The organism is Rhodococcus sp. Q, from assembly GCF_005503035.1.
In the GTDB taxonomy this organism is placed as follows: Bacteria; Actinomycetota; Actinomycetes; order Mycobacteriales; family Mycobacteriaceae; genus Rhodococcus_G.
The window spans coordinates 464,165-482,548 of record NZ_SCOY01000001.1 but is presented as its reverse complement, the minus strand read 5'-3'; the positions used below and the strand labels follow the sequence as shown (position 1 = coordinate 482,548).

General features: G+C 68.7%; 20 protein-coding genes and 1 pseudogene. 16 read left to right on the top strand and 5 right to left on the bottom strand.

The genetic code is table 11. The features are described from left to right. Nucleotides 1-33 precede the first annotated feature (33 nt). Nucleotides 34-408 (top strand): nuclear transport factor 2 family protein, encoded by a 375-nt coding sequence (locus tag FFS72_RS02315; RefSeq protein ID WP_050066766.1) that lies wholly within the window; start codon nt 34-36, stop codon nt 406-408. An 81-nt stretch (nt 409-489) separates the two neighbouring features. Here the strand turns inward: FFS72_RS02315 and FFS72_RS02310 are convergent, their stop codons facing one another. After that, nucleotides 490-1,074: a hotdog family protein gene (locus tag FFS72_RS02310; RefSeq protein ID WP_137872398.1), complete on the bottom strand. Its 585-nt coding sequence runs from the start codon at nt 1,072-1,074 to the stop codon at nt 490-492. A gap of 178 nt (nt 1,075-1,252) precedes the next feature. Between FFS72_RS02310 and FFS72_RS02305 the strand changes: the two genes are divergently transcribed. From FFS72_RS02305 to FFS72_RS02295, 3 genes are all read left to right on the top strand, one after another. Then, complete coding sequence (locus FFS72_RS02305) at nt 1,253-2,731, top strand: FAD-dependent oxidoreductase (RefSeq protein WP_137872397.1); 1,479 nt, start codon at nt 1,253-1,255, stop codon at nt 2,729-2,731. Nucleotides 2,732-2,799: 68 nt separating this feature from the next. Continuing rightward, nucleotides 2,800-3,069 (top strand): DUF4235 domain-containing protein, encoded by a 270-nt coding sequence (locus FFS72_RS02300; protein ID WP_050066763.1) that lies wholly within the window; start codon nt 2,800-2,802, stop codon nt 3,067-3,069. 108 nt (nt 3,070-3,177) lie between these two features. Continuing rightward, entirely contained in the window at nt 3,178-3,696 is a 519-nt protein-coding gene (locus FFS72_RS02295; RefSeq protein WP_050066762.1) for a flavin reductase family protein, read from the top strand. Between the two features lie 92 nt (nt 3,697-3,788). Here FFS72_RS02295 and FFS72_RS02290 read toward each other — a convergent pair whose 3' ends face one another. Then, the gene (locus FFS72_RS02290) at nt 3,789-4,547 is read right to left on the bottom strand and encodes an IclR family transcriptional regulator (RefSeq protein ID WP_137872396.1); all 759 of its coding nucleotides are present in this window, start codon (nt 4,545-4,547) and stop codon (nt 3,789-3,791) included. After that, nucleotides 4,544-6,091, bottom strand: a complete 1,548-nt coding sequence (locus FFS72_RS02285) for an APC family permease (RefSeq protein ID WP_171018518.1) — start codon at nt 6,089-6,091, stop codon at nt 4,544-4,546. The genes FFS72_RS02290 and FFS72_RS02285 overlap by 4 nt, the downstream gene beginning before the upstream one ends. A gap of 397 nt (nt 6,092-6,488) precedes the next feature. Here FFS72_RS02285 and FFS72_RS02280 point away from each other — a divergent pair, with 397 nt between their 5' ends. The 9 genes and pseudogenes from FFS72_RS02280 (at nt 6,489) to FFS72_RS02240 (ending at nt 14,257) form a co-directional block, all read left to right on the top strand. Continuing rightward, nucleotides 6,489-7,127, top strand: coding sequence for a MauE/DoxX family redox-associated membrane protein (locus tag FFS72_RS02280; protein WP_137872395.1), 639 nt, complete (start codon nt 6,489-6,491; stop codon nt 7,125-7,127). After that, nucleotides 7,124-7,723, top strand: coding sequence for a redoxin domain-containing protein (locus FFS72_RS02275; protein ID WP_137872394.1), 600 nt, complete (start codon nt 7,124-7,126; stop codon nt 7,721-7,723). The genes FFS72_RS02280 and FFS72_RS02275 overlap by 4 nt, the downstream gene beginning before the upstream one ends. Nucleotides 7,724-7,762: 39 nt before the next feature. After that, the gene (locus FFS72_RS02270; protein ID WP_137872393.1) at nt 7,763-8,428 is read left to right on the top strand and encodes a methylamine dehydrogenase light chain; all 666 of its coding nucleotides are present in this window, start codon (nt 7,763-7,765) and stop codon (nt 8,426-8,428) included. After that, nucleotides 8,425-9,738: a hypothetical protein gene (locus FFS72_RS02265; protein ID WP_171018517.1), complete on the top strand. Its 1,314-nt coding sequence runs from the start codon at nt 8,425-8,427 to the stop codon at nt 9,736-9,738. The genes FFS72_RS02270 and FFS72_RS02265 overlap by 4 nt, the downstream gene beginning before the upstream one ends. After that, complete coding sequence (locus tag FFS72_RS02260; RefSeq protein ID WP_137872391.1) at nt 9,735-11,309, top strand: multicopper oxidase family protein; 1,575 nt, start codon at nt 9,735-9,737, stop codon at nt 11,307-11,309. The genes FFS72_RS02265 and FFS72_RS02260 overlap by 4 nt, the downstream gene beginning before the upstream one ends. Before the next feature lie 11 nt (nt 11,310-11,320). Further along, nucleotides 11,321-11,662 (top strand): cupredoxin domain-containing protein, encoded by a 342-nt coding sequence (locus tag FFS72_RS02255; protein WP_137872390.1) that lies wholly within the window; start codon nt 11,321-11,323, stop codon nt 11,660-11,662. 14 nt (nt 11,663-11,676) lie between these two features. After that, nucleotides 11,677-12,005: pseudogene (locus FFS72_RS02250) on the top strand (cupredoxin domain-containing protein). A 35-nt stretch (nt 12,006-12,040) separates the two neighbouring features. Continuing rightward, on the top strand, nt 12,041-12,886 hold the full coding sequence (locus FFS72_RS02245) for a methylamine utilization protein (RefSeq protein ID WP_137872389.1): 846 nt from the start codon (nt 12,041-12,043) through the stop codon (nt 12,884-12,886). 192 nt (nt 12,887-13,078) lie between these two features. After that, a complete protein-coding gene (locus tag FFS72_RS02240; RefSeq protein WP_137872388.1) occupies nt 13,079-14,257 on the top strand; it encodes an NADH:flavin oxidoreductase in 1,179 nt (392 codons plus the stop codon). A gap of 9 nt (nt 14,258-14,266) precedes the next feature. Here the strand turns inward: FFS72_RS02240 and FFS72_RS02235 are convergent, their stop codons facing one another. Together FFS72_RS02235 and FFS72_RS02230 are read right to left on the bottom strand one after the other, a co-directional pair. Next, nucleotides 14,267-14,944, bottom strand: a complete 678-nt coding sequence (locus FFS72_RS02235; RefSeq protein WP_137872387.1) for an SDR family oxidoreductase — start codon at nt 14,942-14,944, stop codon at nt 14,267-14,269. 20 nt (nt 14,945-14,964) lie between these two features. After that, nucleotides 14,965-15,675 (bottom strand): GntR family transcriptional regulator, encoded by a 711-nt coding sequence (locus FFS72_RS02230; protein ID WP_137872386.1) that lies wholly within the window; start codon nt 15,673-15,675, stop codon nt 14,965-14,967. A gap of 160 nt (nt 15,676-15,835) precedes the next feature. Here FFS72_RS02230 and FFS72_RS02225 point away from each other — a divergent pair, with 160 nt between their 5' ends. Genes FFS72_RS02225 through phnC form a run of 3 tightly spaced genes read left to right on the top strand, consistent with a single transcriptional unit; the run spans nt 15,836 to nt 18,335 of the window. Then, a complete protein-coding gene (locus FFS72_RS02225; RefSeq protein ID WP_137872385.1) occupies nt 15,836-16,510 on the top strand; it encodes a phosphonatase-like hydrolase in 675 nt (224 codons plus the stop codon). 25 nt (nt 16,511-16,535) lie between these two features. Continuing rightward, nucleotides 16,536-17,516, top strand: a complete 981-nt coding sequence (locus tag FFS72_RS02220; protein WP_171018515.1) for a phosphate/phosphite/phosphonate ABC transporter substrate-binding protein — start codon at nt 16,536-16,538, stop codon at nt 17,514-17,516. A gap of 3 nt (nt 17,517-17,519) precedes the next feature. Continuing rightward, nucleotides 17,520-18,335 carry a phosphonate ABC transporter ATP-binding protein gene (gene phnC, locus FFS72_RS02215; RefSeq protein ID WP_137872384.1) on the top strand — a complete coding sequence of 272 codons (816 nt, stop codon included), beginning with the start codon at nt 17,520-17,522 and terminating at the stop codon, nt 18,333-18,335. Nucleotides 18,336-18,384 lie beyond the last annotated feature (49 nt).

The following is an 18,384-nucleotide window of genomic DNA, read 5'->3' as shown; positions in this document are numbered from 1 at the left end:
ACGAGTTCTAGTAGTCGAGGAAGGGACACCGGCATGGCGCCGTCACGCGAGAGCATCCAGAACACCATCGAGTCCTACGTGAAGTCGGTCGCGGGCGGCACCGTCGACGACGTGCTCGCGCTGTACGCGCCGGGCGCCACGGTGGAGGATCCGGTCGGCACGCCGCCCCGCACCACCGAAGAATCGCTGCGTGAGTTCTACGGCATCATCGAGCCGCTCGAGCAGACCGCCGAGCTCGGCATCGTGCGCATCGCCGCCGACACCGCCGCGTTCAATTTCACCCTCACCACCCACCTCGGTGAGCAGAAGATCGACATCTCCGTCATCGACGTCATGACCTTCGACGACGACGCCAAGATCACCAGCATGAAGGCGATCTGGGGCCAGGAGGACATGGTCACCCGCTGACCTCTCCCCCGCTGGTTCCCTGATGTCACAGTCGGGGTCGTCAAGTGACCCGATGTGACATCAGGGAACCTGAGGCAGGGGTCAGGCGGCGCGAGCGAAGGTGGCCCAGGCGCGGCCCGCGACGCGTCCGCTCTCCCCGACGGCCGTGAGCACGACGTCGACGCGCGCTTCCCCGTCCGCGGTGTACTCCTGCACGACCTCTCCTGTGCACGACAACGGTTCGTGGCCGGAGTCGGAGTCGAGTTGCCGGGTTCGGAAGCGGCGCAACGATTCTGCGCCGAGCCAGCCGGTGGCGTGATCGGCGAGAAGGCCGACGACGGCCCCGTCCGCGCCGCCGCCCTGGATCCATGCATCTGCGACGAGCCTGCCGTCGCTGTCGCGGTACTCGGTGAGACGGTCGTGCGCGCCGTCGCGGACCGTGACGGTCAGCTGATCCCCTGCGCGTGGCGGCCTGCCGAAGAACCTGCAGTCGCGTTCGGTCGGGACGTCATGGACGCCGGTGAGGGCGTCGACCCCGCACAGGTAGGTCGGCGGGACGACGGGATTGTCCTCGCGGTACGCCCGGTGGGTGCACCCGGTCGCGTCCGCGAACGCGCGAATGCGCTCGCCGTCGATGGTGAATCGTCCGCTTGCCTGCAGCGTCGTGTCCATGTCGGTGCCTCCCATCGGTTCCCTGAGTCGACGCTAGGTGGCGAGGTCGCAGTGTCCCCGCCCCGTTCCCGCTGATCGGGAGCGGACGGCTCGACTCCCGAAGGATGGGACGGCGGAGCCGATGGTGTTCGGTGCACGGGTAGATCAGAGGGGCCACACCCGGCGTATCCTGAACGAACCGAAAGGCATTGCCATGACGATTGATTCGGACGACGTGCGACCGGTCCCGGAGGCCGGGATCGAACACTGGGATTTCGAAGCCGACGTTGTCGTCGCCGGATTCGGGGTTGCCGGGGCGTCTGCGGCCGTCGCGGCGGCCCAGGCCGGTGCCGACGTCCTCGTTCTCGAACGCACCGGCGGATGGGGCGGTGCGGCCGCGATGGCGGGTGGCTTCATCTACCTGGGCGGGGGAACGCCGCTGCAGCGCGCATGCGGGTTCGAGGACACCGTCGACAACATGAAGGCGTTCATGACGGCGGCCCTCGGGCCCGGCGTCGACGAGGCGAAGATCGCCGCGTACTGCGAGGGAAGCGTCGGTCACTACCACTGGCTGGCCGACGAGTGCGGCGTGCCGTTCAAGCCGGAATTCTGGGGCGAACCGGGCTGGGAGCCGCCCGGCGACCAGGGTCTTCAATACTCGGGCGGCGAGAACGCGGCGCCGTTCCACGAAACGATTCCGCCCGCACCCCGCGGCCACGTCCCGCAGATGCAGGACAAGCACGCCAGCTCGGAGAAGGGCGGCGGCTACATGCTGATGAAGCCCCTCACCGACACCGCCGCAGCGCTCGGTGTGCGCTCCGAGTACGACATGCGGGTGCGGACGCTGGTGACCGACGAGCAGGGTCGCGTCGTCGGAGTCGTCGCGAAGCAGTACGGCAAGGACGTGACGGTGCGCGCCCGCAGGGGCGTCGTCCTCGCGACGGGCAGCTTCGCGTACAACGACACGATGCTCGAGTCGTACGCCCCGAAGCTCAAGGGCAGGCCCGCGGCGTCCATCGAGGAACACGACGGCCGCGCGATCCGGATGGCGCAGGCGCTCGGCGCGGACCTCGCGCACATGGACGCCGCCGAGGTCGCGTTCTTCTGCGACCCCCAGCTGTTCGCCCGGGGAATCCTGGTCAACGGCCGGGGGCAGCGGTACATCAACGAGGACACCTACCCCGGACGTGTCGGGCAGGCAACGCTGTACGAGAACGAGAACCAGGCATTCCTGATCATCGACGAAGCCGCCTACGAGGAGGGCCTGTCGCGCCCGACGGCGACGCCGCAGCTGCGTGGAAAGCCCAAGTGGGTGGCCGAGACCGTCGAGGAACTCGAAGCCGAGATGGGATTCGCGACGGGGACGCTCCAGTCGACGGTCGAGGTGTACAACCGGAACGCCGAACGCGGCGAGGACCCGCTGTTCGGGAAGAAGGCGCAGTGGCTGCGGCCGATCGGCTCCCCTGTCGCGGCGATCGACCTGCGCGGCATGACCGGCGGATTCACCCTCGGCGGCCTCCGCACCTCCGTCGACTCGGAGGTGCTCCACGTCTCCGGCGACCCGGTCCCCGGCCTGTTCGCAGCGGGGCGGTGCACGTCCGGGGTGTGCGCGGGCGGCTACGCGAGCGGCGCATCACTCGGCGACGGCAGCTTCTTCGGGCGGCGCGCGGGACAGGCAGCGGCCAAGGCCTGACCCGGTGCCATGTTTCACGCTCGTGGCGTTCGGGTACGGGCACCTCGACAAGGAGTGGAGGACCAACGATGAGTGTGAAATCGAAAGCGATCTACACGCCCGTCTCGCTCGCCACGAGCGTGCTCGGGGGCATCCTCGCCGGCCTCGTGTTCAAGGAGGTCTGGAGGCGCGTCGGCGACGACGAATCGGTACCCGACGCGAACGATCTGTCCCGATCGGTATGGGCGGTTCTGGCCGCCGCGGTGATCCAGGGCGCGGTGTTCGGCCTCGTGAAGGCGGCAGTCGAACGGGCAGGAGCCAGGGGCTACCAGTCGGTGATGCACGAGAGCCCGGCCTGACGCGACCTCGGGCCAGTATCGTCGAGACCACTGGCCGGGACACGACCTGGCGCAGCGCAGACAGGTCACGCATCCTGTCGAGGTCAGATTCGTCAGGAGGAGACACCCATGAGCGCGGAACCCACTCTCGCCGATCACGTAGAGCTGTCCGGCCCCGATGCCGCAACCCTGCGCCAGGTGATGGGTCATTTCTGCACCGGCGTCGCCGTCATCACCGCACACGACGGGGAGCGTCCCCTCGGGTTCACGTGCCAGTCCGTCGTCTCGCTCTCCCTCGAGCCGCCGTTCGTCTCGTTCTGCCCGACCAAGACGTCGACCAGCTGGCCGCTGCTGCGTGAAGCCCGCCACCTCTGCATCAACGTCCTCGCGCACGACCAGAAGGCGATCGCGTCCGGCTTCGCTCGCAGCGGCGCCGACAAGTTCGCAGGCGTCTCCTGGTCACCCGCCCCCAACGGTGCGCCCGCCCTCGACGGCACCCTCGCGCGCATCGACGCGACCCTCGAAGTCGAACACGACGCGGGCGACCACACCATCGTCATCGCCCGCATCACCGACCTCACCGCCGACATCGAACGCCAGCCCCTGCTCTTCTTCAAGGGCGGCTTCGGTGATTTCGCCGCGCACTGACGTTCGCGGGTGATTTCGCCGCGCACTGACGTTCGCGGGTGATTTCGCCGCGCACCGACGCTCGCTGTAGACCTGCGCCGCACGGCGCAGGTCTACAGCAGCCCGGTGAGCTGCCGGGAGCCGTCGTGCAGGAATCCGAGTAGTTCGGGATCACTGCCGGACACGCGGAGCGGCGAGCCCTGCAGGCAGAGCCCGCCGACGACCTCGGCCGCATGGTTGCGGACCGGTACCGCCAGCGCGGATCGCCCGAGGCGACACTCCTGGTTCTCGAAGGTGTGGCCGTCACGGTGCGACCGTGTCAGTTCGGCGCGCAGAGCGTCCGGGTCGCAGACGGTGTAGTCGGTGAGGCGTCGGAGTTCGAGCCCGGCGCCGAGCGCGGGATGGTGGGCGAGCATCAGCTTGCCCAGTGCATTGGCATGAAGGTTCTTGGCCAGCAAGGCGATTCCGACGATCTCGTGGTCGGGATCCTGGTCGACGAAACGCAGCCGGCCACCGGCGAACGACGCGACGTGCAGCCCGAATCGGGTGTGGCTCCGCAGGGTTTCGACGGTCTCGTGCAGCGACGCGGACGTGTCGGTCGCCGCCGCGGCCCTGGACAGTTCGGCGGTGCGACGCCCGAGAGCGAACCCGGACAGGTCGGGGACGCGCACGAGGAAGCCTTCGGCGACAAGCAGGTTGAGCATGCGGTAGGCCGTGGTCGGCGCGACGCCGGCGAATCGCGCGATTTCCTTCGCTGTCGTTCCTGGTCCGAGTTGGGCCACCGCTTCGAGCATGCCGAGTGCCTTGCGCACCGCCCGTGGTTGCTGCCCGGTGAACCCGGCGGGTGATTCCGCATCCACGTGTGAGGTCATTCCCGTGGCCCCGGGCCGGCATGGGCGGACACCAGCTGGGGGCGCCCGGCGTCGTCGAGGATCAACGTCCCGGAGCCGGGAAGCAGGTCCGCGGTCTCGACGCTGTCGAAGGCGCCCATGGTTGTGAGGGAGTGCGGGCGCAAGCGTGCGAGTGCCGCGGCCCACGCGGTCCCCGACGCGCCGATCAGCAGCACGGCGACCGGCAGCACCCACTGTCCCCGGGCGACACCGTCGACGACGAGGTAGCCGAGCAGGCTCGCACCCGCCGCCACCATGCCGACCGACACCGCCGTCGTGGACAGGGAGTCCTCCCCGATCCTGCGCAGGAACCGCAGACACGAGACGGCGAGGAGGGTGTAGGCGATGACGAGCGCGACCTCGACGAACCCGTCGAAGGCGGTCGAATCCTGGACGAAGAACCGCAGGTACGCCCACGCACCGGCAACGCCCGCGAGAAGGAAGGACGCGACGGCGACGTACGGGGTGCGCAGTCGCGGGTGCACACGGGAGAGCGACCTCGGCGCGGTTCCTTCCACGCCCATCGCCAGCAGCAACCGGGATCCGGCCTGCGCGCAACCGAGGGTGCAGGCGAGCCACGAGCAGGTGACGCCGACCTTCACGGCCAGCACCATGGCCAGGCTCACCCCGGAGGCGGTGCCGTCGAAGTAGGCGGCGACGACCGCATCGGCGCGCCCGGTCAGCGCGGCCCATGCCGCGAAGACGAACACCGACCCGCAGACCACGGGCGTGACGAGGACCGCGCGGGAGACGGTGGTGAGCGGGCGCCTGGCCTCGGGTCCGAAGAAGGCGGCGCTCTCGAATCCGGCCATGCTGAGGACGACGATGAGGGCGAGGACGGGAAGGGTGCCCGGTGACGGAGGTGTGGTCGGGTGACCGGCAGCGTCGGGTCCCGCGAGCATCAGGATGCAGATCAGGGCCAGTGAACAGACCTCGACGACGAGGATCGCTCTGGTCGCGAACCGGACGCCCCGAACCGCGATCACCGCGACGAGACCCGCGACCATTGCTGCCGTCACCATCATCGGTCCGCTCCCCGACAGCGGAACATCCAGCGCGGCAGCGATTCCGAGCAGAGAGACCGCCGAGTTCGCCAGCACCGAGATGGAGATACCGAGGTAGCCGAGCAGCAAGGCCGCCCCGACCGTCAGCGTTGCTCGCCGCGGAAGCCCGTGGAACGCGAAGCTGTAGAGCGAACCGGCGGCGGCGAGTCTGCGGGTGAACTGGGTGACACAGAAGGCGACGGCGACGACGACGGCCGTGATCCCGACGATCGCGGCGAGGCCGACCAGACCGGGACGTGCCGAAATCATCCAGGCGGCAATGTAGATCATCCCGGTCGCAGGCGCGATCGTCGAGAGGGATTGTCCGATCAGGTCGACCTGTGAGAGCTGACGCCGCCCCAGTGCTCCCAACGGTGAGAAGACCTGTTGTGTCGGAGGCGGTGTGGTGCGTGCCCGCGCGATCGCGGCGCCGAGTGCACCACCGTTTCGCGACCACCTTCCACCAGATCTGTTGGCTGCCAAGTCGGTACCTCGTTCTCGATCACCGGGCCGGCCATCATTCGGTCGGTCGTCCTTCGGAAGGCTAGAAGGTTCGTGTTTCCGGCGAGTTTCCCGAAGGGACGCAGGCCCATGTCGGCGAGGGCGGCGCCCGGGCGTCGGCGGTTTCACGGGTGTTGCCACGGTTTCGGTGGTGTTTCCCCAAGTGGAAACCGATGTGGCCGGTGCGCCGTCGAGCGCCCCCGGCATCGCCGCTCGTGGGTGGCGTCGGCTCCGGGATTCCGGTCTCCACCAGTGCGGATGCGAACGGAACGACCCGCGGTCCATTTCCACTCGTGATGCGTACGGATGTTGCTCGCGCGCAGCGAAACCGCCGCATTCGCCCACCACCATTGTCACGACGAGAGAGAGGACGTGATCAATGTTCTGGGTGGTGGTGGCATCGATTCTCGGCGGAACGCTTCTGCTCGCGGGTGTCCCGAAACTCGGTGACCGTGACGGACTGCTGATGGTGGTCAAGGGATACCGGCTGCTGCCGGCGTCGCTGGAACGCCTCGTGGCGGTGACCCTGCCGTACGTCGAGGTCGCGATCGGAGTGTTGCTGATCGTCGGAGTGGGTGGCAGATGGTCCGCGGCGGCGGCAACCGTGCTGTTCGCCGGATTCGTGACGGGGCTCACCGTCAACCTGGCGCGGGGGCGCCGCGACCTCGACTGCGGTTGCTTCGCGTTCGGCGCCGGGCACGAGGTGCCGCGCATCGGCTGGTTCCATGCGGTCCGCGCAGGAGCATTCATGGCGGTCTCAGCAGCGCTGGCGCTCGTGCCGACACCCGAGGTGGCGCCGGTCGCGAGGTTGGCCGGCGTCGCGGCAGGTCTGCTGATCCTGCTGGCGGCGGTGGTGGTGGCACAGATCCGCGCCGTCGTCCATCTGGGGCGCAGGCCGGTCGACGACTACCTCACGGCCGCGTCGATGAACCTGCGGGCCTCGAACACGGTGTCGCGGTACGACACCGCGGTGATCGACCTTCAACAACTTCCACGACAGACGGGACTGGTTCGATGACAACATTTCTGGTGGTGGGCGTCGTCGTGTTGACGGTGGCGGTGGCGCTGCTGTTCCTGATGACGTTGGCACTGGCGCGGGAGATCGGACGCGTCCAGGTGCGGCTCGGTCCGCTGGGCGCCCGCATGATGGACACCGGTCCGAAGGTCGCGCAGGCGGGCCCGTCGTTCGCGGGCCTCGAGGACCATCTCGGCCGCTCCGTGCGGGTCGGCGGTCACCGCGACAAGCCGCAGCTGCTGATGTTCACCGCACCGAGCTGCAGCACCTGCAAGAGCCTGCTGCCCGGACTGCGGTCGATGGCACGTGCCGAGTCCGACCTCGACGTCGTGATCATCTCCGACGGAACCCCGGAAGAGCACCGGGAGTTCCTGGCGGGCAGCAACATCGGAGCCGAGTTGAGCTACGTCGACGCCCGCGACGTCGGCATCGCCTACCAGGTCGGCACCACACCGTACGGGGTGATCCTCGACGAGCACGGGAAGATCGCCGGCAAGGGCCTGTGCAACCACATGGCCCAGGTCGAGAGTCTGCTCAACGCCCTCGAGTCCGGCACCCCGTCCCTCCAGCACCTGCATGCGCAGGCGAAGTCGGCTTGAGTTCCGAGAGAAGGAGACACGTCCGTGGAACACCATGACATGACCGAGAACAGGTATCCGGTCGACGAGGACACCGTGCGCGAGCAGTCCGCGTGGATGGCGGGTCGGGGCGGATCGTTCACCAGTCGCACGGGACGCAAACTGTCCGAACGGGTTTCGCGACGCTCGATGATCAGCAAGGTGGGTCGCTGGACGATGGGGGTGTCGGGGGTCGCGCTGATCGGATCGCTTCCGGTGACCCGCACCGCGATGGCCCAGGAGGCGCCCCCCGCTCCCGAGGCACCGGAGCCGCTGGTACCGGTGTACGACGGGAAGGATCCCGCCGAGTGTGAGTACTGGCGCTGGTGCAACATGGACGGCACCTCGTGTGCCACCTGCAACGGCGGCGGCGTGACGACCTGCGCGCCCGGCTCCAAGCCCGGCGCCGAGTTCTGGGTGGGCTGCTGCACCAACCCGGACACCGGAAAGACCTATCTCATCGCCTATTACGACTGCTGCGGGGCCCCGTCGTGCTCGAACGCGTTCTGCGGCGAGCCGGACATGCAGGCGGTCATGTACAACCCGGTGTCGGGAAGCTACGACCAGGAGATCATCTGGTGCGTCTCCGACGAATCGCAGGCCTACACCTGCACGATGGCGCCCATCATCGGCGAGGACTGCCAGACCCGTCCGGCCGAGCGCCCGAAGGTCGGTGCCGGAGCATGAAAAGTTCACGCATGACGCGTCTTTCCCGGTCGGCAGCGGTCGCCCTGCCGCTGGCGGCCACCCTGGGGCTCGCCGGGTGCAGCTCCGCCGACGACGATGCCGCCTCCGGCGAGGTCACCTATCCGACCGTGCCGTTCACCGCGCCCGGCGAGGGCATCTCGCTCGGTCGCGACGACCAGGAGATCGGCGCCACGATTCCGGAGCCGGTGCACGTCGGTGAGATCACCCCGATCAAGTCGACAGATCTGCTCGCCGTTGCAGGCGGGTTCGGCAAACTCGAATTGGGTGTCAACGCGATCGACCCGGTGACCGGGGTCGCCGGAAGCAGATTCGTCGTGGGACCGGGCATCTGGGATCCGGTCATCCACGGGTTCGTCGGCGAGACACCAAGTGATCCAGCCGTTCTCGCCGCCGAGGTGTGGCGACCTCGCGGGTCGCGCGGTGCAGCGAGCTTCGTCGTGAGCACCTATTCGGGCAATCTCCTCGAACCGTCGGAGGCACCGCTGCCCGACTACGCCCGCGTGCATTCGCGCCCCGGATCGAATGCCGTCACCTCCGACGGCAAGTACTTCGTCACCTGGGACGACGGGCTCTACGGCGTCCGTGTCGTGGACCTGGAGGCGAAGAAGGAGAGCGGTGCGGTGCAGATCATCGGCTGCGGACCGTTCACCTGGCTCGACGGCCACGAGCTGTACAGCATCTGCGAGGAGACACGTGAGCTGATCCAGATCTCCATCGACGACTCCGGTGTCCCCTCGGAGACCAAGCGGTCGAAGGTGCTTCCCGAGGACTTCGTCAGCACCCGCAAGGTCACGTGGGCCGCCGACGCGAAGAAGGCACTGCTCGTCGGAGAGAACGGCGACGTCTACGTCTTCGACTTCTCGAACGGTCTGCCCACCGCGGCCGTCGCGCCGATCGGCAACGCAGGCCAGGAGGGAGGCCGGTTCGGGGAGAACGCCATCGACAACACCGGTGGTCGCCTCGCCGTCGAGTACACGGATTCGGCGATCCACCCGGACTCGGCCCGCGGCGGCGACGTCGTGAAGATCGAACTGCGCGACGCGGCGACCTTCGCTCCGGTCAAGACGCTGGACCTGCCGTATCTCGGGCTGACCGGGATCGACAGCATGGCGTGGTCGGTCGACGGTGCGACGCTGTACGTGCTCGGGGACGGCCCGGAGGTGGACGGCGAGACCGCGAAGACGATCGTCGGCATCGCCGCCGCCACCGGTGACAAGGTCAGCTCGGCAGAGGTCACGGGCACCGTCGAGGACGTCGGCACCCTGCTCACTCCGCAGGTGCTGGAATGACGCGCCGTGGGCCCGTCCTCGACCGTCGCGGGTTCCTGCGGCTGGGGTCCCTCGGGGCCCTCGGCCTCGGGGTGCTGGGGACGGGTACCACGGCATGTGGATTCGTCGAGGCGACGGACTCCACGTCGCCGCCCGACTACATCGCACCGACCGATCCCGAGATCGCTGCGGCGGAGGCGGCCCGGGGGTGGAACGGACGCGTCGCGCCGTTCGCGTTGACCGCCGGTGTCGCCACCGTCGACCTCGGCGGCCGGCTCGTCGAGACCTGGTCCTACGGCGGGAAGGCGGTGGCCCCCGAACTGCGGGTCACCGCCCGGGACCGACTGCAGGTGGCCGTCCGCAACGACCTGCCCGCGGACACGACGCTGCACTGGCACGGAATCCGGATCCGCAACGACATGGACGGCGCCGCCCCGGCGACCCAGGCGCCGATCGGTCCCGGGACCGGGTTCGACTACGAGTTCGTCGTTCCCGACCCCGGAACCCATTGGTACCACTCGCACAGTGGACTGCAGGCCGACCGCGGTCTGTTCGGTGCGCTGGTGGTGGAGGACCCGGACGACGCCTCCGGGGCGGACGTCGACGCCGTGCTGGTGCTCGACGACTGGCTCGACGGGCTGGGCACCACGCCGGACGCCGTCCTGATGGCGTTGAACCCGGCGATCTCCGGTGGGCACGCCGGTCACGGCGGTGGTGGCGCCCCGGTCGTGCATTCCGCCGACTCGATCGGCGTCGCGCAGTCGCTCGTCGCGGGCGGGCACGGGTCGTCGGATCCGCTGGGTGGCATGACCCAGCACATCGCGTACCCGCTGCACCTGGTCAACGGGCGACCGCCGAACGACCCGGAGGTGGTGACCGCGGCACCGGGTGCGCGGGTCCGGCTGCGGATCGTCAACGCGGCAGCCGAGACCCCGTACCGGTTCGCGGTCGCGGGTCACGAGTTGACCGTGATCGCGGCGGACGGGTTCGACGTCGTGCCGACCACCACCGACACCCTCGTCGTCGGGATGGCGCAGCGTTACGACGTGCTCGTGACCCTGAAGTCGGGGGCGTGGCCGGTGGTGGCGAAGGTGGAGGGACGTGACGGGTACGCGTCCACCGTCCTGCGGTCCACGGATGCCGCGCCGCTGTCCCAGCCGGATGCCGGGGGTGCGATCCCGGAACTGTCGGGACGGCTTCTCGCCGAGAGCGCGCTGCGTCCCGTCGACGGAGTTCGGCTCGACTCACGGACTCCTGACCGCGACTACCGCGTCGAGCTGATCCAGGCAGGCGACCGGTACGTCTGGGGCATGGCCGGCCCGGACGCCGGGAAACTGGTGATGCGGCAGGGCGAACGGATCCGCATCACCATGGCCAACACCACCACGATGTGGCATCCCATGCACACCCACGGCCACACCTTCGCCGTCCCCGACTACGGCGGCCTGCGCCGGGACACCGTCAACGTCCTCCCCGGTACCGAACTCGCGATCGAGTTCGACGCCGACAATCCGGGCGAATGGATGTTCCACTGCCACAACGCCTATCACTTCGAAGCCGGGATGACCGCGAACCTGCGGTACATCCGTTGAGAGGACCCCCGATGAAGAAACTGCTTCCCCTCCTCGCCGCACTGGCGACCGTGACGAGCCTGACCGCGTGCGGTTCCGCGGACGCGTCGGCCGAGCCTGCAGTGGTGATCGACGTGAAGAACATGTCGTACACGCCTGCCTCCGTGACGATCGAGGCCGGACAGACGGTGCGGTGGCGGTTCGACGACAACGGCCTGCCGCACGACGTCTCCGGAGACGCTGCGCTCGAGGGTGTGCTGCAGAGCGAGCTGCTCACCGAAGGCACCTACGAGTACACCTTCGACGACCCCGGAACCTACACCTACCACTGCACGCCGCACCCGATGATGGTCGGCACGGTGATCGTGCAGTAGTGCGCCGCAACGGAATCGGAAGGAGGTTCGCGCTTCCCGGCATCGCCGCCGTCCTCCTCGCAGGCTGCTCCGGGGAGGCCCCGCCGGACGCGGTGATCGATATCAGCAACGTGCAGTTCGGTCCGGCGGACGTCACCGTTCCCGTCGGCGGAACCGTCGGAGGTTCGACGACGGCGGCGTCCTGCATCACGTGGCAGCGGAGCCCAGGCTGGGAGTGGAGGGCGAATTCGACAGTGGGATAACCGGTGTCGGGACCTTTCGGCACACCTTCGACCGCGCGGGAACCTACGTCTACACCTGCTCGGTGCACCGGTACATGACGGGCACCGTCACGGTCGAGTGAGAACTCGAGTTCAGCAACGACTTTGGAGGTAAACGATGACAACCGTCCTCAATCACGGACCGATCGAGACCGATCTGCCCGACATCCGACCCGCCCTCGGCGACGCTGTCGCGGTACCCGCCCGCGTCGGGATGATCGCCGGGGCCGCAGCAGTCGGCGCAGGCGTCGCCACGCTGGCGAATCCGGCGACGCCGACGGCACTGACCGCTGCCGTGGTCGGTGCGGGCCTGGTGACGTCCCTGGCCGCGAACTGGTCGACGTGCGGGATGTCCGTCGCCGGCGTGGTCGCGGCACCGAAGCAACCCGGCCGCAAGGGCACGTCGACGCCGGTGCGCCGGCTCGCCTGGCACGCGCTCGGCTCGGTGGCCACCGGCGCCGTCACCGGCGCGGCGCTCGGTGTCCTCGGCTCGCTGGTGTCCGCTCATCTGTCGGTGACCTGGATGCTCTTCGGGTGGGCACTGTTCGCGCTGGCGTACGGCCTGCACGAGCTGGGCGTGATGACGATGCCCGCGCCGATGCGACGCAGGCAGTTGCCGCGGCACCTGCGCAGGACGATGGAACCGTGGAAGGTGTCGCTGCTGTTCGGCGCCATCATCGGCCCGGGCTTCCTGATCTTCATCCGGTCCAGCGCGTACTACCTGCTGGTGCTCGGCGTACTTGCGGTCGGCTCCCCCGCACTCGGCGCGGCCATGTTCACCGTGGTCTCGCTCGGGCGATGCATGCCGAGCCTCGCGGCGATCGTCCACACCCGTCGCGGCGGCTCGATGCCCGGCTTCCTGTCGGTGATGTGCGTCGTGGATCGCCGGGTGCAGTCGGTGACCGGCGCGGCGCTCGTCGCCCTCGCCGCCTTCGCCGCCTTCGCCGCCGTCGCCCTGGTCTGATCGGCTGCGGAGTTCGTCCCGCTGATCGGACCCCTGGGTGTTCCTGAATGGCCCATCCATTCACTCTGAGTGAATGGATGGGCCATTCAGGAACTACGGCGGCAGCCGCTCCGCCCAGGAAATACACAATTACGGTTCCACTGGTAACGAAATTGTCCTAGGCTCGATGAACCCGAGACCAAAGGACCTGCCGTGACCCATCCCGACGTGCTCGCGCCCGCGAAGCTGGGCCCGATCACCCTGCGCAACCGCATCATCAAGTCGGCGACGTTCGAGGGTCGGACACCGAACGCCCTGGTCACCGACGACCTCATCGACTTCCATCGCGAGGTCGCCGCCGGCGGCGTCGGCATGACGACAGTCGCGTACTGCGCGGTCGCGCCGGAAGGGCGTACCGAGTACGGGCAGCTGTGGATGCGACCCGAGGTGGTGCCGGGCCTGCGGCGGCTCACCGACGCGATGCACGCCGAGGGGGCGGCGGTGTCCGCGCAGATCGGGCACGCCGGACCGGTCGCCAACGCGAAGTCCAACGGGTTGCCTGCGCTCGCGCCGTCGACGTCGTTCAACCCGATGAGCATGAAGGTCACGAAGTCGGCGACTCTCGACGACATCCGCCGCATCACCGCTGCGCATGCCGACGCCGCCCGGTTCGCGATCGAGGGCGGGTGCGACGCGGTCGAGATCCACTTCGGCCACAACTACTTCGCCAGCTCGTTTCTCAGCCGAAAGACGAACCACCGCACCGATTCCTACGGCGGATCGCTGGAGAATCGGGCCCGCATCGTGTTGGAGACGGCGCGCGCGGTTCGGGACGCGGTCGGCGACCGGATCGCGATCCTCGCGAAACTGAACATCGACGACGGCGTCCCGGGCGGCTTCTGGGTGGACGAGGCGATCCAGGTTGCGCAGTGGCTGGAGGCCGACGGCAGCCTCGACGCACTGGAGTTGACGATGGGCAGTTCGCTGCTCAACCCGATGTACCTCTTCCGCGGCGACGCGCCGGTGCACGAGTTCGCGAAGGCGATGGACCAGCCGCTCGTCCGGATGGGCGTGAAGATGATCGGCAAGCAGTTCATTCGCACGTACCCGTACGAGCCGCTGTTCATGCTCGAATCGGCCCGGCAGATCCGGGCCGCCGTGGACATGCCCCTCGTACTGCTCGGCGGTGTCACCGACAAGGCCGGCATGGACACCGCGATGGCCGAGGGCTTCGACTTCGTTGCGATGGCGCGCGCCCTGCTTCGGGAACCGGATCTGATCAACCGGATCACGGAGGACGAGCGGACTCGGTCGCTGTGCATCCACTGCAACAAGTGCATGCCGACGATCTTCACGCGTGCGCGCTGCGTCCTGGTGGACCGCGGCGTGTAAGGCGCTCCGTCAGCGCGGATTCGGCCGCAGCACGATCTCGGTGGGGTGGGCGTCGCGGGGCGTCACGACGGCGTTCCGGACGGCCCACGCCACCGTTTCGGGTGTGAGGAAGCGGTCGGCGTCGTAGTCGTCGCCTTCGGTGGCGACGATGGCGCGCTGCATGTCGGTGTCGATGCGTCCCGGGTGGATCGAGGTGACGCGCAGCGATGGTTCCTCGGCGCGCAGCGCGTCCCCGAAGGCGCGGAGCGCGAACTTGCTCGCCGCGTACGCACCCCAACCGGGGTTCGCGCGCAGTCCGGCACCCGAATTGATGAGTACCACATGAGCTTTCGATTGCCGCAGGGTCGGCAACAGCAGTCGGGTCAGTTCGACCACGGCAAGGACGTTGGCCTCGTACATGTGCCGCCAGGCCGAGATCGGGGTGCCTTCGACCGTTCCGATTTCGGCGACTCCTGCGTTGTGCACGAGGACGTCGAGTCGGTCGATGTGGGCGACCGCGTCCGCGAGCGCGTCGTGGTCGGTGAGGTCGACGGGCCAGCCGCGCGCACCTTCGAGTTCGCCGAGGACCGCGTCGACGGAGTCCGGCGTCCGGCCACCGAGCAGGAGGTCGTGGGTGGGGGCGAGTTCGCGGGCGATGGCGGCGCCGAGGCCGCGTCCCGCCCCGGTGATCAGTGCTGTCGGGCGCATGATCCGACCTTAGGCGGTCCCTATCCGGTGAGGGTCGCGGTGAACGTCATCCGGTCCCCGCGGTAGAGCGACCGGCGCTTCTCGATCGGGATGTCGTTCTGGTCGTAGGAGACGCGGTTGAGCAGGAACATCGGGGTGCGTGCATCGACGGTGAGCAGCGCCGCCTCCCGGGCATCCGGAAGGGTGGTCTCGATGACCTCGGTGGTCCGCGCGAACTCGATGCCGCGGGCGCGAATCGCGGCGTACAGCGAAGACCGGTGGTCGAAGTCGGTGATCAGCCCGGGGTAACGGTACGCGGGCAGTCGGGTGGTCTCGAGGCCGACGCGGGTGTCGTCGGTGGTGAGGACGCGTTCGATTTCGAGGACGGGCGCGCCGACCGGGATCTGGAGTTCTTCGGCGAGTTCCTCGTCCGCCTTCAGGTCTGCCCAGCCGACCGGGATACGGCCCGCCGTGCGGCCCTGCGCGAGGGCGTCCTCGGTGTACGAGCCGATCATCAGTGGCTGCACGACCTTCGGCCTGCCGACGACGGTGGTGCGCCCGTGCCGCTCGATCCGACCGGCGACGAGTAGCTCCCGCAGCGACTGTCGGACCGTCTCGCGGGCCACGTCGAAGCGTTCGGCGAGATCCCGCTCGGCGGGGACCGGGTCGCCGATCTCGAGCCCGAGCAGCAGCTTCTCGATCTGCGCGCGAACGACCTGATGTTTGAGCACTCGCGGTTCGGCGGCGGTCATCGCCGCAGCCTATCAGTCGGTGGTCTATACCAAGATGCCCGCTGCTGTTCACTTCGTGTTCAAACCGCGTCCGCTCCGTGGTCTATACCAACGTTCAGGGTACTGACCGGAGCCGAACTGCGGCCCCCCGCAACAGTTCCCGATTCGAAGGATGAACACAGTGACAGGCACAGCCCTGGCAGTACTCGACATGGCAGGCACCACCGTCTCCGACGACGGGCTCGTCCTCCGCGCCTTCGACGAGGCGGCGACCGCGGTCGGCCTGGAGGCAGACGGACCCGAACGCGACCACGCCCGCACCTACGTCCTCGACACCATGGGCCAGTCGAAGATCGAGGTGTTCCTCGCGCTCTTCGGCACCCAGGAGCGTGCCGAGCAGGCGAACCTCGCCTTCGAAGCGGCCTACGAGGCGCTCGCCGACGGCGGCATCTCCCCCATCCCCGGCGCCGCCGAGGCGATCACCGCCCTACGGTCCGCCGGTGTGAAGGTCGCTCTCACCACCGGTTTCAGCCGTAGCACCCAGAAGAAGATCCTCACCACCCTCGGGTGGGAGGACCTCGCCGACATCACCCTGTGCCCCGCCGATGCCGGGCGCGGGCGTCCCTTCCCCGACATGATCCTCACCGCCGTGATGCGCACCGGCGTCGCCGATGTCCGGGACGTGGCGGTCCTCGGAGACACCTCCAGCGACATCGTCTCGGGTCTCCGCGCCGGTGCGTCCATCGTCGCCGGCACCCTCACCGGCGCCCACGACGAGGAGAGCCTCCGCGCCGCGGGCGCCACCCACGTCGTCGGTTCCGTCGCCGAGTTCCCGCAGTTGATCCTCCCGGCCTGACACCACCACACGAAGGAACCAACCCATGAACCTCCGTATGCGCCGCAAGACAACCGCTGTCGTCGCCGGCATCGCCGGACTGGCCCTCGCGGCCTCGGCCTGTTCGGGGTCCGACTCCGCGTCGGCCTCCGCGACGACCGGGCAGGGCTTCCCCGAAACGATCACCCTCGCCGCGATCCCGGCCGAGAACTCCACCGACCTGAAGGCGAGCTACGACCCGGTCATCAAGCTGCTCGAGCAGGAGACGGGTTCGAAGGTCGAGTTCGTGCAGGCGTCCGACTACGCCGGCGTCGTCGAGGGCATCATCGCGGGCAACGTCGACCTCGCGTTCTTCGGCCCGTTCGCCTACGTCGTCGCCGGCATCAACGGCGCCGAGATGACGCCGCTCGGCGCCGTCGTCAAGAACGAGGGCGCGGCCCCCGGCTACCAGTCGTACGGTCTCGCCAAGTCGGACAACGCCGGCGTCAACGCCCTCACGGACTTCGCGGGCAAGAAGGTCTGCTTCGTCGACCCGGGCTCGACCTCGGGCTTCCTGTATCCGAGTGCCGGCCTGATCGAGGCGGGCGTCGTCAAGTCCGGCTCCGAGGCCGACATCTCCGCCGCGATGTCCCCGATCTACGCCGGCGGCCACGACGCGTCCGCCCTCGCCATCGCCGCCGGCGACTGCGACGCCGGTTTCGCGTTCGACACCATGGTCGACAAGACCATGATCGAGAAGGGCGAGCTGAAGCCCGGCGAACTGAAGACGGTGTGGAAGTCCGAGATGATCGCCGGCTCCGTCTTCGCGGCCAACAACGATCTCGGTGCCGACAACATCGCGAAGCTCAAGACGGCGTTCGAGGAGAAGCTCAACGCCCCGAGCCTCGAGGCCGCCGGCTTCTGCTCCGGTGACGCCTGCCGCATCACCGACGAACGTGCCTGGGGCGTCGTGGCGGCATCCGACTCCGACTACGACGGCGTCCGCCACGTGTGTGACGTCACCGGCTCCGAGAAGTGCCAGGGCTGACCAATGGACGAGACCGGTCCCACCCACGCCGTCGCCGGTGACGACGTGGTCGCCTCGATCCGGAAGGTGACCAAGACGTTCGGGTCCACCGTGGCACTCGACGAGGTGTCCCTCGACATCCACCGCAGCGAACTGGTCGTGCTGCTCGGACTGTCGGGCTCGGGCAAGTCGACACTGCTGCGGTGCATGAACGGTCTGAATCCGGTTACCTCCGGGGGGATCGTCGTGAACGGTGTCCGCGTCGACGGTGCGTCCGCGCGTCAGCTGCGCGCGCTGCGCAAGGACGTCGGGTTCGTGTTCCAGCACTTCAATCTCGTGGGCCGGCTCAGCTGCCTCGAGAACGTGCTCGTCGGCGCGCTCGGCCGGCTGACGGTGCCGCGGTACGGAGCGCTGACGTATCCGAAGAGCATGCGCAGGGAGGCGATGGAACACCTCGATCGGGTGGGACTGGCCGAGTTCGCCGAGCGGCGTGCGGACACGCTGTCCGGCGGACAGCAGCAGCGGGTGGCGATCGCGCGCACGCTGATGCAGCGACCGAGCATCGTCCTCGCGGACGAGCCGGTCGCGTCGCTCGACCCGGAGAACGCAGGCGTCGTGATGGACCTGCTGTTCCGGGTGTGTATCGAGGAGAAGCTCACCGTGGTGTGCACCCTGCACCAGGTCGACCTGGCGCTCGGCTGGGCGCACCGCCTGGTCGGGCTGCGTGGCGGCGTCAAGGTGATGGACAGGCCCGCCGTCGGGATCTCCCGAGACGAGGTCATGGACATCTACCGGCGTGTCGACCCGAATGCGGCAGAGGCGTCAGCGAGGTCGCTGTGAGCACCCTCCTCACCGACCGTCCCGGCGGTGGCGACACCGCCGGGACGCG

What these genes read in the sequence shown, in the direction of transcription:
- FFS72_RS02315 (WP_050066766.1), top strand. Translation starts at nt 34, where the DNA reads ATGGCGCCGTCACGCGAGAGCATCCAGAACACCATCGAGTCCTACGTG.
- FFS72_RS02310 (WP_137872398.1), bottom strand. Translation starts at nt 1,074, where the DNA reads ATGGGAGGCACCGACATGGACACGACGCTGCAGGCAAGCGGACGATTC.
- FFS72_RS02305 (WP_137872397.1), top strand. Translation starts at nt 1,253, where the DNA reads ATGACGATTGATTCGGACGACGTGCGACCGGTCCCGGAGGCCGGGATC.
- FFS72_RS02300 (WP_050066763.1), top strand. Translation starts at nt 2,800, where the DNA reads ATGAGTGTGAAATCGAAAGCGATCTACACGCCCGTCTCGCTCGCCACG.
- FFS72_RS02295 (WP_050066762.1), top strand. Translation starts at nt 3,178, where the DNA reads ATGAGCGCGGAACCCACTCTCGCCGATCACGTAGAGCTGTCCGGCCCC.
- FFS72_RS02290 (WP_137872396.1), bottom strand. Translation starts at nt 4,547, where the DNA reads ATGACCTCACACGTGGATGCGGAATCACCCGCCGGGTTCACCGGGCAG.
- FFS72_RS02280 (WP_137872395.1), top strand. Translation starts at nt 6,489, where the DNA reads ATGTTCTGGGTGGTGGTGGCATCGATTCTCGGCGGAACGCTTCTGCTC.
- FFS72_RS02275 (WP_137872394.1), top strand. Translation starts at nt 7,124, where the DNA reads ATGACAACATTTCTGGTGGTGGGCGTCGTCGTGTTGACGGTGGCGGTG.
- FFS72_RS02270 (WP_137872393.1), top strand. Translation starts at nt 7,763, where the DNA reads ATGACCGAGAACAGGTATCCGGTCGACGAGGACACCGTGCGCGAGCAG.
- FFS72_RS02265 (WP_171018517.1), top strand. Translation starts at nt 8,425, where the DNA reads ATGAAAAGTTCACGCATGACGCGTCTTTCCCGGTCGGCAGCGGTCGCC.
- FFS72_RS02260 (WP_137872391.1), top strand. Translation starts at nt 9,735, where the DNA reads ATGACGCGCCGTGGGCCCGTCCTCGACCGTCGCGGGTTCCTGCGGCTG.
- FFS72_RS02255 (WP_137872390.1), top strand. Translation starts at nt 11,321, where the DNA reads ATGAAGAAACTGCTTCCCCTCCTCGCCGCACTGGCGACCGTGACGAGC.
- FFS72_RS02245 (WP_137872389.1), top strand. Translation starts at nt 12,041, where the DNA reads ATGACAACCGTCCTCAATCACGGACCGATCGAGACCGATCTGCCCGAC.
- FFS72_RS02235 (WP_137872387.1), bottom strand. Translation starts at nt 14,944, where the DNA reads ATGCGCCCGACAGCACTGATCACCGGGGCGGGACGCGGCCTCGGCGCC.
- FFS72_RS02230 (WP_137872386.1), bottom strand. Translation starts at nt 15,675, where the DNA reads ATGACCGCCGCCGAACCGCGAGTGCTCAAACATCAGGTCGTTCGCGCG.
- FFS72_RS02220 (WP_171018515.1), top strand. Translation starts at nt 16,536, where the DNA reads ATGAACCTCCGTATGCGCCGCAAGACAACCGCTGTCGTCGCCGGCATC.
- phnC (WP_137872384.1), top strand. Translation starts at nt 17,520, where the DNA reads ATGGACGAGACCGGTCCCACCCACGCCGTCGCCGGTGACGACGTGGTC.